The following is a 14,296-nucleotide window of genomic DNA, read 5'->3' on the forward strand; positions in this document are numbered from 1 at the left end:
AGCGTACCCGTCGAAAACCTAAAGCTAAGCCCCGTGGCTTGTGCACGGGGCAACCATCAACAACCCCGGTGGTGTTATCCACCGGGCTGTTAGTCAGGAACCTTCTCAAAAATGAGAAGGTAGTCCGTCAGTGATACAAAACACACGGGGCTACGGTGGCAGCCGTAGCACACGGTTGGTGTTGGACACTGTTGGCTTCGGCAACGGTGGACAACCAATGTTGTGTAACGCGGGCCTGTTTGGCCCGCTGTTAACCTTTAGACACAGGGGTTTAGATCCCCTGTGGACCAAAACAACCGTAAGCCCTACGCTCTTGTGGCTTCGGGCTAACCATAAACAACCACAGGCCGTGTTGGTCCACGGCCGTAGAAAAACTGTTTACACAGCGAACCACAGGGTTCGCTTGTTGGTTACCCCATCGGCAACCCCTCCGGTTGCCTCCAACATGGTTCAACCCCTTTGTTGGGGTTTCACCTAAACCAATCCACCTACCGGCCGTTGCTACGGCCTTACGGTGGTCGTATCACCACAGCCCAACGGCTGTGATGCTACTCACTTTAGAAATGGTTTAGGCGGCCTCCGAAGGCCGCCATAACAACAGTTGGTTGTTCACCTGCGAACACGCCTGTTGGTTCAGGCGTATTCTTCGGTTCAACAGCTCAGACGTTTAGCAGCCCGCCGGGGCTGCCAAAGTCTTTCGCTTGGTATCGTTCACCCCTCCGGAGAATCGGCGCGAAGCCGCCGTAGGGGTTCACTCAGTGGGGGATACATAAGGGGGGTGCAGGTTGCAGGTGCATCGCTGTGACCTGCATAAACGCTGGAGAGTGCAACCGCGCCGGGTTGCACCCAAAAGCCTGTGACCTGCACGTTTACAAAACAGTGCACATTATGAGGTGCATCACATTCTAAGCTTGTCGCCTGCCTCGTAGCAGCCGTTAGCCCGTGGGTTACTGGACTTAACCAACAGGCCAGACTTAACCAGTTCAGGCAACCTTTTGCCACTCAACGTTTTAGCACTTAGCCCTGCGTCTGTAGCAATATCCTTAGCCACCCCGGCAACGGTGGTTGCTTTGGAATCTACGGCCAGCCGCGCTATTGCAGCATTCTTGTCAAGGGTTTGGATATCCCTTTGCCTGCCAGCCTCCGGCTTATCGTCGCTGTCATCAACCAGCGTCAACCCCTCCGGGGCAAGCATCGCCTGCAACCGTTCGTCTTCACCGTAGTTGCCCAACACCACAATCTCACGCAACGGGTTGGACCGGTTGCGCTCATCCGGCCTGTGCACCTCAACACGGGTACGTGCGAACTGTGTGGCAGCACTGTTTCCGGCGGGCCGGTGGATGGGTTTCCCCTCGAATTTGGAATCCGACGAGTGACCAACCAGCACCACCGGAACACCCAACGAATCCAAAAGTTCCCACAAGTTACCCCACGGCTCACGCGTGTTTATGTTCTGATCCGTGGGTATAAGCCCGGTGGCGTGGTCGAACACTGCGAACCCGTAGTCACCGTTAGCGAAAAAGTTTGCAACCTGTGCAAGCCGTTCCGGCTTTGGGTTAATGCCAACCGGAACCAGCAACACCCGGTCATCATCGGCAACACCCAAATTTTTCAGGCGGTCAGCGTACGCGTAGCCGTCACCCGCATCGGTTGTGACGATAACCACACCCTCGACTGTTGCTAGCGGCTTGCGCCCCAAAAACGGCTTGCCGTCCAACACGCTGGCCACAATATTGGCCACAACAAACGATTTACCCACTTTTGACTGTCCGTACAGGTACGTCAACGAACTGGACACAAGCCCGGGGATCAGAAAAAACCGCGCCGGGTCATCCGGTTCATCAGCCAATTCTGCCAATGTTTTAGCGCTAAACTCATGTTTAGTCAGTGAGACTAGACCGGCGTTGGTGAGTTCGCCGGTGGAATCGTCAAAGTAGACACAAGACTGCTTTTCAGTGGTTAACACAAAAATCCTTTCACACAACAACAACGGACACAGCACCCCGAAGCAGCCTCACTGGTCAGAGTCTTTCGCTCAAAATTGAGCGTAAATCCTAACCTGCAACAAGCCACCCCGGGGGTTGGGTACAGCTCAGACGGGCCTAACCGACTGCCTCAAACTCTGGTTCACGCATGAACGTGTGCATGTACTCACAAAACAGCATCTCAACCGGTTCACCCACCGGTGCAGACTGTTTGACTGGTTGTGCCCAGCACGCTTTTGTGAGCTGTTCCACCGTCACCGGGTCAGCCGGGTGTTCACGGCTGGCCAGGAATTGAACAAGGTGTTTGCTGTGTTTTTGCTTGTTGCAGCTGGCACAGCACGGGATCAGGTTTGCTTTGGCGTGGCCTTTGGACCCTTTCAGACACAACGGTTCCAAATGGTCAATGTTGAAAAACTCAGGTGCTTCTTTGTCCATGCTCAGGACAACGTCACAGTATGCGCAACGGTTCGGATCCAAGCCCCGGCGCGTCCACTCTTTCAACACCTGTTCCTGTGTCACCCGGTAGGCGCGACGGCCACACTGTTTAGCCTGTTTTGCACCGTTGTACAGGCGGCTTTGCAGCGGGGTTCGGTCTTTGCCACCTGAACGGTTGGCTGCCAGCTTGCAATCGCGGCAACGGTTTTCGTAGCCGCGGTAGTTGGACTTGTTGGGTGCCATCTGTGTTTCGGGTTTGACCTCGTTGCACGTTCTGCACCGGCGTTTACCCTGTTGTGCGAGCTGTTCGCGTTCGGTGTTGTAGTCAAGCTTGTGCAAGTGTTAACCTCTTCCTTGGTTGTGGAGCGGTTTTGTTTTTCCACGGGCTTGCACCCCGTGAACACCGCTGTTGTTTGAACAATCGTCACAGCCTGTTGGCTGTTGTTTGCTGCCCTGGTCCATCTGATCCGTTTGCTGCGTTGCACGACCGTGGACAAGGCTAGCCCTTCCAAGTTACTCTTAGCCGAAGGCTAAAGCAACATAAACGTTTGTGGTGTTTGTCACCTTAGAAACCTGTACAAGACCGGACACCCGCATTACCTGGCGGTCTGGAACCCGGGGCGAGGGTATACCCCGTGGGGTACACCAACAGCACCCGCTACAAGCCCGTCTGAGGCGTTAAACCACCGTGGCAAGGCATTCACCCCAACCGCTTGCCTAAAATCGCTTAAACGAGCGTACAGCCAAAACGGCTTTGTAAAACACCTGGTCACAGCCTCGCAAAAACAGCTAAAAACGGCTGGCCCAACCGATACACCCACCAACCGGTAACCCTGTACCTGTACCCGGTAGCCGGGGCTGCACCCCGGCGGTAGCGCCTGCCTACCCAACCGGACCACGCCGGTGCCCTGCACCCGGCAACCCCGAAGCCTGTGCACGCCACAGCCCAACCGAGGCCACCGGAGCGTGTACCCTGCCTAATACCCCAGCACCGGCTAGCACCCGGTGCACCGGAGGCCACAGCACCCCGCGTGTATCCGGCAACCGGTAGCCGCGCAACAAACGAGGCCTCTAGCCTTGCAACCCCGGCGCGCCGGGGAACCAGCCGAACCACGGTTGTCCAGTGTCTAGCCGTGTGTCAATTCAGGGTATACCCAGAATGCACACGCACCGGCTAAACAAAACACCGTAAAAACAGGGTGGTTAACAACCCGTTTTGACACCTGTATACCCGGGTCTTAGACTTTGTTTATACACACAGCGTCGGAACAAGCAAAGGAACCCACCGCTATGGCCATCGTTGGATACAAACGAGTTTCAACGGTTGAACAAAACACCAACCGACAGTTGGACGGTGAGCACCTTGACAAGGTGTTCGTGGACAAGGCCAGTGGCAAAAACAGCCACAGGCCACAGCTGCAAGCGGCTTTGGACTACGTGCGAGACGGTGACACGCTGGTTGTGCACAGCATGGACCGGTTGGCCAGAAACCTTGACGATTTGCGCAGCATCGTAAAACAGCTCACCACCGGCGGGGTTCGTGTCCGTTTCGTCAAAGAATCACTAACGTTCACGGGCGAAGACTCACCCATGAACACCATGCTGTTGTCTATGCTTGGTGCGGTTGCAGAGTTTGAACGGTCCATGATCCTGGAACGTCAACGTGAGGGCATAAAAATTGCCCAACAACAGGGCAAATACAAAGGGGGTAAACCGAAACTCAGTGACCAACAGGTCACAGAGCTTAGGGTACGCAAAACCGGAGGGGAAACGGTGACAGCGCTAGCCAAAGAATACGGCGTGACACGCGCCACCGTCTACAATTATTTGGGCAACCGGTAACCAAACATGCAGGCCAGGACTTCACTAACATTTTTGTTAGTGAACAAGACAACCCGGACAAAAATGTCCGTGAACAGGTCAGGACTTTTTCCGAGAAAACGGAAAAACCTCCGGCAAGGCTTTAGTCCAAAAACCAGCGGAACCAACGAACAGGACTTTACGCCAAAATTGGTGAAAACCTCAGGCAAGACTTTTTCGGAAAAATCCGAGAAACTCCGGCGATACTGTGGGGCTTGTCGCTCTCAGCTGTGAAACCCAACAAGGTACAGACCAGGTGCTCAAAATTGAGCACCTACTCAGGGGTTAACAACTGAACCCACCACAGCCCCGGCGCGCCGGGGCATCAACACACCCTTTCGGATTTCAAATCCGAGTGGGCCGAAGTCGAACACTGTGCAAACACCGTTGGTGCGTTCGTCTCAACGGGTGCAACGATCGTGAACCCACCACAGCTGCCACCAACGGAACGCCACGGTCTAAGCGACGGGTATCCTCACCCGTGGTTGTTTGCCCTCTGCACAAGGCTGTTAGACGGGTTTAAACCCCGTTGGGATACCTCTGACACCTGTGACCGGTTCTAAGCCGTCTACGGGGCTTGTGGCAGCCCCAAACCGTTGGAGCAACCGACTTAGACCATGAATAACCCCTGGTCGTACCAGCTCGCCAAATTTGGCGAGCACTCGTCATAACCACATTGTGTCCCTGGACACTGCTTGGAACCGGGCCAAAAACTTTAGCTCATTCTTAAGCAAAACCCCGGGGCCGTCTGGAACGGCTCCGGGGATCGATGCATTGCCCGAGCTTGTCTCGGGTGGAGAGTGCTTGGTTCAAGTCTTTGTAGAAGGACACCACCATAATAACTGGTTTTAGCCGTATGGTCAAATAAGGCTTTGAGCAGGGTAAAGCTTTAGCCATTAACTGCTCGGGGGTTAGCTCCGGCTGGAGCTGTTTCATGCGGCGCTCGCACTCGATGAAATACTGACGAGCCTGTTTGCCGCGCTCGGTGCGCTGGATCATACTGATCTCTTTAGCCATGTCCAACGAAATGATGTGGTCCTGTTGTGGTCGGCCACGGCCATTAATTTCTTCCTTTTTGGGAAGAAAATCCTGACCTGCGGAAAAGCCGTATTCAGCCATGCTCATAAACCAGGTTGTGTAAGCTTTCTTCACTTCCAGGAACTCGTGTAGGTCACGGCCCATGACGACGTTACCCCCCGTGACTTCCCTCCAATCTTGCTCGCGTTTGAAACGCGAACAAGCCAAACTCCTCAAAGTCAGTGGCATTTTTCCGAACCAGCTTGATAGCGCTGGACACGGTCGTCCGAAGCAAAACTACACGCCGAAAAATCGGCGGGTACAAGGCAACCTCACCAAAAATAGCGTGGTTACGGTGGCAACCACACCCCCGAAGCCTGTTCTACGGCAACAACAAAACCCGGCGCGATAGCCACGCGCCGGGCCTGTACAGTCACAGCCACCGGAGACTGTCAGACGCTGTGAACCTCAGACATAGGCAAATACCTACCAACCAAGACAACGGACCCAACAAACTCTGCACAGGACATAAAAAACTTTGACGCATCAACCCGTTCACCGAACCTGGTGCTGCCAGCCTTAAACCCGTCTCTGTCCTCTGCAACCAACGTGAACCCTCCTTCGGGGTCCGATAGCAGCAAAAACTTGTCACCCTTGTCAACGATCATGTGACCTAAACCTCTTTCCTTGTTGCGACAGCGTTTACAGCAACCAACACCGGGGTCACCAAAGCCGTGTTCGATCGGTCTTGTTGCTGTGCACAGCGCCGGGAAAACCGGCGACCGTAAAACACAGCCGCAAAACCAACCGAAAACAGCCGCAACCGTGCCACGATTTTGGGCACGAATTGGGCACGCGCCGGGTGTAAGCTGGTTTTACCGGGAAAATTCAACGCAAAAACAGGGTTTAACCAGCGGTTTTAAAAACCGTTGCGGGTCGCAGGTTCAAATCCTGTCAGTCCGACAAAAGCCCTGGCAGGGCAATGTTTCAGGTTAGCCTTAATCGCTTCTTCCCTGTTCTGGGCGAGACATACTCACTATTCGAATCCCGGCAATCCTTCCGGAATCCGCTAAAGCTCTCTGCCGATAGGTGTGATTCTGGTTTGATAAGGCACGCTAGTGTCCAGCTGCTCATTGGTTCGTAATAAATAGAGACTTGGAAGTGCGGACGTTTTGTACCCCCATGACAAATATCATGGGTGATTTCATGACGATTTCCATACGGTCACGAATCCCCAGTTCATTAGCGTTGTCCGTATGAAAGCAATGCAGCAAACACAAGCCATTGAAGTTTCGGGAGTGAGTAAAACCTTCAACGCACACTCTCGTTCACCGGTGCACGCATTAAAGAACGTGGACCTTTCCGTCCAACGTGGTGAGATCATCGCGTTGCTCGGAACTAACGGAGCAGGCAAGACTACCTTAGTGGACCTCATCTTAGGGCTTAGCAGACCGACGGCCGGAACCGTCGAAGTCCTGAACAACTCCCCCAAACTCGCAATTTATAGGCAGAACATCGGTGCGCTAATGCAAACCGGTGGGTTACTGCACGAAATGACGGTGCAGGACACTGTAAAGATGATCGCCGCTACCTTCCCCCGTCACCTACCGCTGGACGACGTTGTCAAGCAAGCCAACCTGGAGCCAATCTACACCCGCCGCGTCGGCAAATGCTCCGGCGGTGAGCAACAACGCATACGCTTCGCATTGGCCATTCTGGGTAACCCGGACATCCTCATCCTGGACGAGCCCACCGCGGGAATGGACGCAGGCGCGCGCAGCCAGTTTTGGCAATCGATGAGGCGCCAGTCTGAACAGGGCCGCACGATCATCTTCGCCACCCATTACCTGAAAGAAGCTGAGGAGTTCGCCGAGCGCATCGTACTGATGCACGAAGGCGAAATCATCGCCGACGGCACCACCTATGAGCTGCAGAATATGAGCTCTGAGCGCATCGTCACCGCTGAGTTCCCAGGCGAAATCCCGGAACTCGCGGACATACCGGGCGTGACTGCTAATGAAATTCATGGCCATCATCTGCGTCTGGTGAGTCAGGACTCTGATGCTCTGGCCCGCTACCTGTTATCGGAAACTGATGCCCGCAATCTCAGCATCACCAATCCCAGCCTAGAAAACATGTTCCTTGAGCTGACAAACCAAAACCAGGAAATCTAACCCCATGAGCACTACACTAAAATTCACCGGCCAGGAATTGCTGCGACTGCGCCGGGACATGACCACCTTGTTTTTCAGCGTTGTTTTGCCGGTCTTCTTTTATCTCGTTTTTGGCGCATCTCAGTCCTACGGCGCTCAGGAAATGAATGGCGGAAACGTCTCCGCCTTTGTCATGCTGGCCATGGCTTTGTACGCGGGCGTCGTTGGAGCGGTCGGTGCGGCTGGTTCGGCGCTCACTGATGATCGCAGTGGCTGGGGGCGGCAATTGGCTCTTACTCCACTGCGTAGTTGGCAACTCGCTTTCGCTAATACACTCAGCATCACGGTGCGTGCGGTGCTTCCTATCGCAGCGGTATTCATCGCCGGCGCTTTCACCAACGCACACTTGCAAGCAATTCAGTGGGCAATAAGTTTCTTCGCTTGTGTTATCTGTGCCATTCCCTTCGGATTTTACGGCTTAGCTTGGGTCTTGGTGGTTCCGAAAGAAAACACAGTGGCGATCGCCACGGCCTCCATCGTGATCCTTGCCTTCGCGGGAAACGTGTTCATCGGCCTCAGCGGCACCCTGCTGCAAATCGCTCGATTTACCCCAATGTACGGTGCAGTCACACTGGTGCGCTGGCCTCTGGCCGAAGGTGCACAGCTACAGGCAACGGGCGTGATCTTTGATCCTATGTGGTACTCCTGGGCTAACATCACGATATGGACGGCCGTATTCGTGACTTTCTGCCTGTTGATGCGCAACCGCGACAAGGAGCGCAACTAAATGAACCGTAGTGACAGTTTTCGACGAACTGACTTCATCTCTGCTTCGGTATCGCTCCTATTTTTGGCACCACTCATGGTGTGGGTGTATACCGCTCCACAGCTCAGTACCGGGGACAAGGCATGGGTCACCGTCTGCGTGGGGTCTTTTGCTGCCTTCTATAGCTTCGCCTTTGGCTCGCTGGATTATTTTCCGCGAGGTTGGGATCGGCAGCCGCGAGTGCTTCTCCGATGGAGCGTTCTGCTTGCAATTGCCCTGACCACCGCACCGGTGATCAGCATAGGAGTAGCGAATTTCGCCCCATTTCTGGCCGCGATGTTGGGTTTCACCTTGCCGCTGAAGAAATCCCTGCCCATCGTAGTCGCGACCGGAGTAATCGGTGCCTCGGCAGTGTGGCTCTGGGCACCGCAAAACCCGATCTGGCCCGCCGTATTCCTTTTCGGCATACCGTTGGTGCTGGTGGTGTTGGGCGCATTTATCCAATACGAAGAATCTCGCGACGAACTTCGACACAAGCTAGATCTAGCGCAGCAACGCGAAGATATCGCCACCGACGTCCACGACCTGTTAGGGCACTCCCTGACGGTTATCAACTTGAAATCCGAGGTCGCACGACGAGCTATCGATTCTAATCCTGAGCAGGCACGGCAGGAACTGAACGAGATCAGCGAGCTATCGCGCACGGGGCTAGCCGAAGTTCGCTCCACCGTGACCCGCATGCGCACCCCCACCTTCGCTGGCGAACTGCAAGCAGCACGCCGGGCTTTGGAAACTAAAGAAATTACTGCGCACCTACCCGAGCCGTTAACGACACCGAGCGCTCACGATTCGGTGTTTTCCTGGGCTCTACGAGAGCTCACGACGAACGTGCTACGACATTCGGGAGCGACTGAGTGCTGGATAAGTATCACAAACACTAAGCTGCAGGTAAAAGATAACGGCTGTGGTTTTCAATGCCAGTGGACGCATACGAAGGGCGGGCTGTCAGGCTTACGCGACAGAATTGAAGCCGCCGGCGGACGGCTGATCATACAACGCAAAGAGGGACTTAGCACCGTGCTAGTTTCCATGAGCGATGACAACACACTGATCGATAACGGCGCTGTGACAGAGGAATCTACCCCATGACCCCACCGATCCGAGTACTAATCGCCGAAGACCAATCGCTGGTACGCGGCGCGCTGGTCGCGCTGGTAAACGCGGAATCAGATATCGAGGTTGTGGCCGAATGCTCCACTGGCACAGAGGCTGTGCGCCTCGTGCGGGAAAAATCGATTGATGTAGCCCTGTTAGATATCGAAATGCCTGGGCTCAACGGGTTGGATGCAGCAGCGGAGCTTTCTGGCGAGTCCTGCCGTTGCATAATCGTCACAACTTTCGGCAGAGCCGGGTACGTCAAACGTGCAATGGAAGTCGGGGTGGGTGGGTTCGTCGTCAAGGACACCCCACCAGAACAGCTTGCCGACGCTATCCGCCGGGTCCAGGCCGGCATGCGCGTGATAGACCCAACGCTTGCACAAGAAAGTTTATTGACGCCCGATAATCCCCTGAGCAAGCGCGAAATTGAGGTATGCCAACAGCTATTCGAGGGCAAAAGTTCGGCCGCTATAGGTAAAAAACTGTTCCTCTCACCGGGAACCGTGCGTAACCATATTTCCAGCATCATGGCGAAAACGGGAGCGGGTAACCGTTACGAAGCGGCATACCTGGCGAAGAAGAACGGCTGGATCTAAAAATTGGATTGATCAGTGCCCGACATAATGGGGTATACAGTTCGACACCCCGCCACTAGTAGAACTAGCAACGGGGCGTCGAATGCTTCTGCTGATCAGACCAGTAGCTGAGCGCGGCGGCTATACTGCGAAGCCAAGAGCACGCAATTGTTCACGACCTTCGTCTGTGATCATCTGTGGGCCCCATGGCGGCATCCATACCCAGTTAAGCTCGAGCTCATCACACTTGGTGTTAGCTACTACGGCTTGCTCAGCCTGTTCAGCGATGACATCGGTCAATGGGCAGGCTGGCGACGTCAGCGTCATGTTAATGACGCAACGTGTCTTTTCGTCCTTTTCTTCAATCCAAAGGTCATATACCAAGCCCAGATCAACAACGTTGATGCCCAGCTCCGGGTCAATGACGTCGCGAAGAAATTCTTCGCAGTCATACGCCAAGCTCAGTTGTTCTTCTGTCTGTTCTGGTTTTTCGCGTGCACCATCAAATGAGGAATTCTCATTCTGGTACGGATCAACCGGCTGATCAGAAGATTGTGTTTGAGTATTCTCAGACATTATTTCTCCAATTCATTCAGCGCATCCGCGGTCGCGGATTGGAACGCTTTCCAACCCAACAGAGCGCACTTCACGCGGGCTGGGTACTTCGAGACACCAGAAAACGCGACTCCATCTCCGATGATGTCTTCGTCTCCTTCGGCTTTGCCTCGCGAGGTGATCATCCGCTCAAACTCAGCGAGCTTTTCCATCGCGCGATCACGAGACATACCGATGATCTCTTCCGCCATCACGGAGGTCGACGCTTGCGAGATTGAGCATCCGACAGCGTCGTACGACACGTCCTCGACGGTCTGCCCGTCATCGGACAACTGCACCCGCAGCGTGAGTTCATCGCCGCACGATGGGTTCACGTGGTGTACTTCTGCCTGGTACGGCTCACGTAATCCACGGTGTTGCGGGTTTTTATAGTGATCTAGAATCACTTCTTGATACATCGATTCGAGATTCATCTAGATCAGACTCCAAAAAATTCTTGAGCATGCACGATGCCGTCGGCAAGCGCATCGATTTCTTCGGTGGTGTTATACAAGTAAAAACTTGCACGCGCAGTGGACTGCATTCCCAAGCTGCGGTGCGCCGGCCACGCGCAATGATGACCTACTCGCACGCACACCCCGCGATCATCCAGTACCTGACCTAAATCATGCGGGTGTACGCCGTCCACCACAAACGATACTGCCCCGCCCCGGTTTTCTGTATCCAGCGGGCCTGCAATGTGAACTCCGGGAATGGCAGAGAGTTTTTCCAAGCAGTATTTAGTCAGTTCTTGCTCGTGCGCGTGGATTTCGTCCATCCCGATTTCTTGTAAGAACTTGACGGCTGCCCCTAAACCAACGACTTGGCTGGTCATCTGGGTTCCGGCCTCAAACCGCTGTGGTGGCTCCGCGAATGTGGTCTTTTCCATCTTGACCACTTCAATCATGGAACCACCGGTCAAAAATGGGGGTAACTTTGCCAACAGGTCTGGTTTACCGTACAAGACGCCAACCCCAGAAGGGCCGCACATTTTGTGGCCCGAGAACGCGGCAAAATCTACATCCAAAGCACGGAAATCCACGGGCATGTGCGGCACTGACTGGCAGGCGTCCAAGACCACCAATGCTCCGACCGCACGGGCGCGCCGGACAACTTCGTGAACGTCGACAACCGCACCAGTGACGTTGGACTGGTGGGTGACCGCAACGACTTTCACGGATTCATCGAGCTCAAGAGAATCCAAGTCAATACGGCCGTCGTCCGTGGTCCGATACCACTTGAGAGTGGCACCAGTTTTCTCACACAACTCCTGCCACGGAACCAAGTTAGCGTGGTGTTCCAGCTCGCTGATTACCACGGTATCGCCTTCGCCGACGTACAGGTCCTCGGAGCGGGGATCAGCCAATGTGAATGCAACCAGGTTCAATGCCTCTGTCGCGTTCTTCGTGAACGCGATGTCAGCACCGTCTACACCGACGAAATTGGCGATGGCCTCACGAGCATCCTCGTAGGCATCGGTGGCTTCCTCCGCCAATTGGTACGCTCCCCGGTGCACCGGCGCAAAAGAATTCAGCACGAATTCCTTTTCTGCTTCCCACACCGATTCAGGGCGCTGGGAGGTGGCCCCAGAGTCCAAGTAAATCAGTGGGTTATCGCCACGAACCGTGCGCGACAAAATGGGAAATTGTGCGCGGATAGCGGTGGTATCCAGAGTAGACATCGTGTGTTAAAACCTAGTTTCTTCGTATCAGCTCGTAGGTGGCCAGCCGTAGATTACGTGCAGCGTGTGCTTTACATGAACTGGTCGTAGCCGCTGGCCTCGAGCGTGTCAGCCAAGTCAGCACCGCCAGTTTCGACGATCCGTCCCTTGGCAAACACGTGGACGTAGTCAGGGTTGACGTAGTTCAAAATGCGCTTGTAGTGGGTGATCATCATGATGCCACCGTTGGTCTCTTCCTGGTAACGGTTGATGCCGTCAGAGACAATGCGCAGGGCGTCGACGTCCAGGCCAGAGTCGGTCTCGTCCATGATGGCAAACTTTGGTTTCAGCAGCCCCAACTGCAAAACCTCGTGGCGCTTTTTCTCACCGCCGGAGAATCCCTCGTTGACGGAACGCTCACCGAAAGACTTGTCGATGGACAAAGCTTCACGCGCCTCGTTAACTTCCTTAACCCATTCACGCAGCTTTGGAGCCTCGCCACGAACAGCAGACACAGCCGAACGCATGAAGTTGGAGGAAGAAACGCCAGGAACCTCAGTTGGGTACTGCATGGCCAGGAACAAACCGGCCTGAGCGCGCTCGTCTACTTCCATTTCTAGAATGTTCTCACCATCGAGCAAAACCTCACCCTCGGTGATTTCGTAGCGTGGGTGGCCAGACAATGCATAAGCCAACGTGGACTTACCCGAGCCGTTTGGGCCCATGATGGCGTGGGTCTCACCAGACTTAATGGTCAGATTCACACCTTTGAGGATTGGTTTTGGTTCTGCGGTCTCGTCTGAAGGCAATACCTGAGCGTGCAGGTTCTTAATTTCCAAGGTAGACATAGCTCACTCTTTCCGTGGTTGTGGTCGTGCGTAGCTAGCGCGTGGTCTGCCCACACCTAGCAATGTCGATTCGTCTGTTATGCCGAAATGGTCGCGAGTTCGTCGTCGACTCGCTTCGCCAAATCTTCACGCAGGCTCTGCACAGGGATGCGGTTGATGATCTCCAGGAAGAAGCCACGGATGATCAAACGGCGGGCTTCGCCTTCTGGGATACCGCGCGACATCAAGTAGTACACCTGCTCGTCATCAAAACGGCCCACAGTAGCAGCGTGGCCAGCCCCGGCGATTTCACCAGTTTCGATTTCCAAGTTAGGAATTGCGTCAGCACGAGCACCGTCGGTCAACAGCAGGTTGCGGTTGACTTCGTAGGTGTCGGTGTTCTCGGCGTTGGATCGGATCAGAATATCGCCAACCCAGCAAGAGCGGGCATCCGGCTTGGAAGAGCCCGGTGCGCCTTGGATAGCGCCCTTGTACATGACGTTGGAACGGCAGGACGGCTGCGAGTGATCCATCAACAAACGGTTTTCGAAGTACTGCCCTTCCGACGCGTAATAGACACCCAGCAGCTCAGCGTCGCCTCCTGGCGCAGTGAAGCTTACGCGAGGAACCATGCGGACAATTTCTCCACCAAAAATAGCTGCATTGTGGCGCAGTGTGGCATCGCGGCCGAGCGAAGCAATCTGGTGCGACAGATGTACAGCGTCGTCTTCCCAGTCGGCATCCACAACAACGTTGACGTTGGCCCCATCGCCGATGACGAACTCGACGTTGTCAGCGTGGGTGCCGGAGCCCTGGTAGTTCAGCACAATGGTGACTTCTGCGTGCTTACCTACTTCGACGGACGTGGCACCGAATGAGGTGACGTCTTCGCCGGCACCGGTAATGGTGATGACTACCGCGTCCTCATACTGTTTATCACCGTCAATGGTGACAACTTGACCGGAAGGCATCGATGTCCAAGCCTGCGCAGCGACACGGTCGGCAGGTGCGCCAGCGCGCCCCAGGCGGGAATCGTCTGGGTTTACCTTTTCGCTGGAAACACCCGGCTGCTCACTAACAGAAATCTTCTGTTCCACCACATCCGAGAAAGTGCCATCATGCAGGCCACGGAGGCTACGCAACGAAATATAACGCCATACCTCATCGCGCCCGCTAGGCACCTGGAAGTCATCCACGTTGAACGACGTGAACTGGTCGCCCTTCGTTGCTGCTTTCGTGGTGTTGAATTCGTTGGAATTAACCAAT

Annotated in this window: 13 protein-coding genes; 5 read left to right on the forward strand and 8 right to left on the reverse strand. The window is 54.8% G+C overall.

Annotation, left to right across the window (positions count from 1 at the left end; genetic code table 11):
- Positions 1-898: 898 nt before the first annotated feature.
- Positions 899-1,966, reverse strand: coding sequence for an AAA family ATPase (locus tag B142_RS0100455; RefSeq protein ID WP_018119568.1), 1,068 nt, complete (start codon positions 1,964-1,966; stop codon positions 899-901).
- A gap of 136 nt (positions 1,967-2,102) precedes the next feature.
- The gene (locus tag B142_RS11425; protein ID WP_018119569.1) at positions 2,103-2,759 is read right to left on the reverse strand and encodes an HNH endonuclease signature motif containing protein; all 657 of its coding nucleotides are present in this window, start codon (positions 2,757-2,759) and stop codon (positions 2,103-2,105) included.
- A 951-nt stretch (positions 2,760-3,710) separates the two neighbouring features.
- On the opposite strand from B142_RS11425, the gene B142_RS0100465 reads away from it, so the two are divergent.
- Positions 3,711-4,262 carry a recombinase family protein gene (locus B142_RS0100465; RefSeq protein ID WP_018119570.1) on the forward strand — a complete coding sequence of 184 codons (552 nt, stop codon included), beginning with the start codon at positions 3,711-3,713 and terminating at the stop codon, positions 4,260-4,262.
- Positions 4,263-5,006: 744 nt separating this feature from the next.
- Here B142_RS0100465 and B142_RS12775 read toward each other — a convergent pair.
- A complete protein-coding gene (locus tag B142_RS12775; RefSeq protein WP_236658169.1) occupies positions 5,007-5,405 on the reverse strand; it encodes an antA/AntB antirepressor family protein in 399 nt (132 codons plus the stop codon).
- A 1,148-nt stretch (positions 5,406-6,553) separates the two neighbouring features.
- Between B142_RS12775 and B142_RS0100485 the strand changes: the two genes are divergently transcribed.
- From B142_RS0100485 to B142_RS0100500, 4 genes are read left to right on the forward strand one after another with little or no spacing between them, the layout of a single operon-like run.
- Positions 6,554-7,471 (forward strand): ABC transporter ATP-binding protein, encoded by a 918-nt coding sequence (locus tag B142_RS0100485; protein WP_026167702.1) that lies wholly within the window; start codon positions 6,554-6,556, stop codon positions 7,469-7,471.
- A 4-nt stretch (positions 7,472-7,475) separates the two neighbouring features.
- Positions 7,476-8,237 (forward strand): hypothetical protein, encoded by a 762-nt coding sequence (locus B142_RS0100490; RefSeq protein ID WP_018119575.1) that lies wholly within the window; start codon positions 7,476-7,478, stop codon positions 8,235-8,237.
- Positions 8,238-9,365: a sensor histidine kinase gene (locus tag B142_RS0100495; RefSeq protein ID WP_018119576.1), complete on the forward strand. Its 1,128-nt coding sequence runs from the start codon at positions 8,238-8,240 to the stop codon at positions 9,363-9,365.
- The gene (locus tag B142_RS0100500) at positions 9,362-9,970 is read left to right on the forward strand and encodes a response regulator transcription factor (protein WP_018119577.1); all 609 of its coding nucleotides are present in this window, start codon (positions 9,362-9,364) and stop codon (positions 9,968-9,970) included. The genes B142_RS0100495 and B142_RS0100500 overlap by 4 nt, the downstream gene beginning before the upstream one ends.
- Before the next feature lie 120 nt (positions 9,971-10,090).
- On the opposite strand, the gene B142_RS0100505 is transcribed toward B142_RS0100500, so the two are convergent.
- The 5 genes from B142_RS0100505 to sufD form a co-directional block, all read right to left on the reverse strand.
- Positions 10,091-10,525 (reverse strand): metal-sulfur cluster assembly factor, encoded by a 435-nt coding sequence (locus B142_RS0100505; RefSeq protein ID WP_018119578.1) that lies wholly within the window; start codon positions 10,523-10,525, stop codon positions 10,091-10,093.
- The gene (gene sufU, locus B142_RS0100510; protein ID WP_018119579.1) at positions 10,525-10,977 is read right to left on the reverse strand and encodes a Fe-S cluster assembly sulfur transfer protein SufU; all 453 of its coding nucleotides are present in this window, start codon (positions 10,975-10,977) and stop codon (positions 10,525-10,527) included. The genes B142_RS0100505 and sufU overlap by 1 nt, the downstream gene beginning before the upstream one ends.
- 5 nt (positions 10,978-10,982) lie before the next feature.
- On the reverse strand, positions 10,983-12,224 hold the full coding sequence (locus tag B142_RS0100515) for a cysteine desulfurase (protein ID WP_018119580.1): 1,242 nt from the start codon (positions 12,222-12,224) through the stop codon (positions 10,983-10,985).
- Between the two features lie 71 nt (positions 12,225-12,295).
- On the reverse strand, positions 12,296-13,051 hold the full coding sequence (sufC, locus tag B142_RS0100520; RefSeq protein ID WP_018119581.1) for a Fe-S cluster assembly ATPase SufC: 756 nt from the start codon (positions 13,049-13,051) through the stop codon (positions 12,296-12,298).
- A 77-nt stretch (positions 13,052-13,128) separates the two neighbouring features.
- A complete protein-coding gene (gene sufD, locus B142_RS0100525; protein WP_018119582.1) occupies positions 13,129-14,295 on the reverse strand; it encodes a Fe-S cluster assembly protein SufD in 1,167 nt (388 codons plus the stop codon).
- Between the last annotated feature and the right edge of the window lies 1 nt (position 14,296).

The sequence above is a fragment of the Corynebacterium propinquum DSM 44285 genome, assembly GCF_000375525.1.
Lineage (GTDB): Bacteria > Actinomycetota > Actinomycetes > Mycobacteriales > Mycobacteriaceae > Corynebacterium > Corynebacterium propinquum.

Bases quoted from the DNA above. Each gene is read 5' to 3' on its own strand.
- B142_RS0100465 (WP_018119570.1), top strand. From the start codon at position 3,711: ATGGCCATCGTTGGATACAAACGAGTTTCAACGGTTGAACAAAACACC.
- B142_RS12775 (WP_236658169.1), bottom strand. From the start codon at position 5,405: ATGAGCATGGCTGAATACGGCTTTTCCGCAGGTCAGGATTTTCTTCCC.
- B142_RS0100485 (WP_026167702.1), top strand. From the start codon at position 6,554: ATGAAAGCAATGCAGCAAACACAAGCCATTGAAGTTTCGGGAGTGAGT.
- B142_RS0100490 (WP_018119575.1), top strand. From the start codon at position 7,476: ATGAGCACTACACTAAAATTCACCGGCCAGGAATTGCTGCGACTGCGC.
- B142_RS0100495 (WP_018119576.1), top strand. From the start codon at position 8,238: ATGAACCGTAGTGACAGTTTTCGACGAACTGACTTCATCTCTGCTTCG.
- B142_RS0100500 (WP_018119577.1), top strand. From the start codon at position 9,362: ATGACCCCACCGATCCGAGTACTAATCGCCGAAGACCAATCGCTGGTA.
- B142_RS0100505 (WP_018119578.1), bottom strand. From the start codon at position 10,525: ATGTCTGAGAATACTCAAACACAATCTTCTGATCAGCCGGTTGATCCG.
- sufU (WP_018119579.1), bottom strand. From the start codon at position 10,977: ATGAATCTCGAATCGATGTATCAAGAAGTGATTCTAGATCACTATAAA.
- B142_RS0100515 (WP_018119580.1), bottom strand. From the start codon at position 12,224: ATGTCTACTCTGGATACCACCGCTATCCGCGCACAATTTCCCATTTTG.
- sufC (WP_018119581.1), bottom strand. From the start codon at position 13,051: ATGTCTACCTTGGAAATTAAGAACCTGCACGCTCAGGTATTGCCTTCA.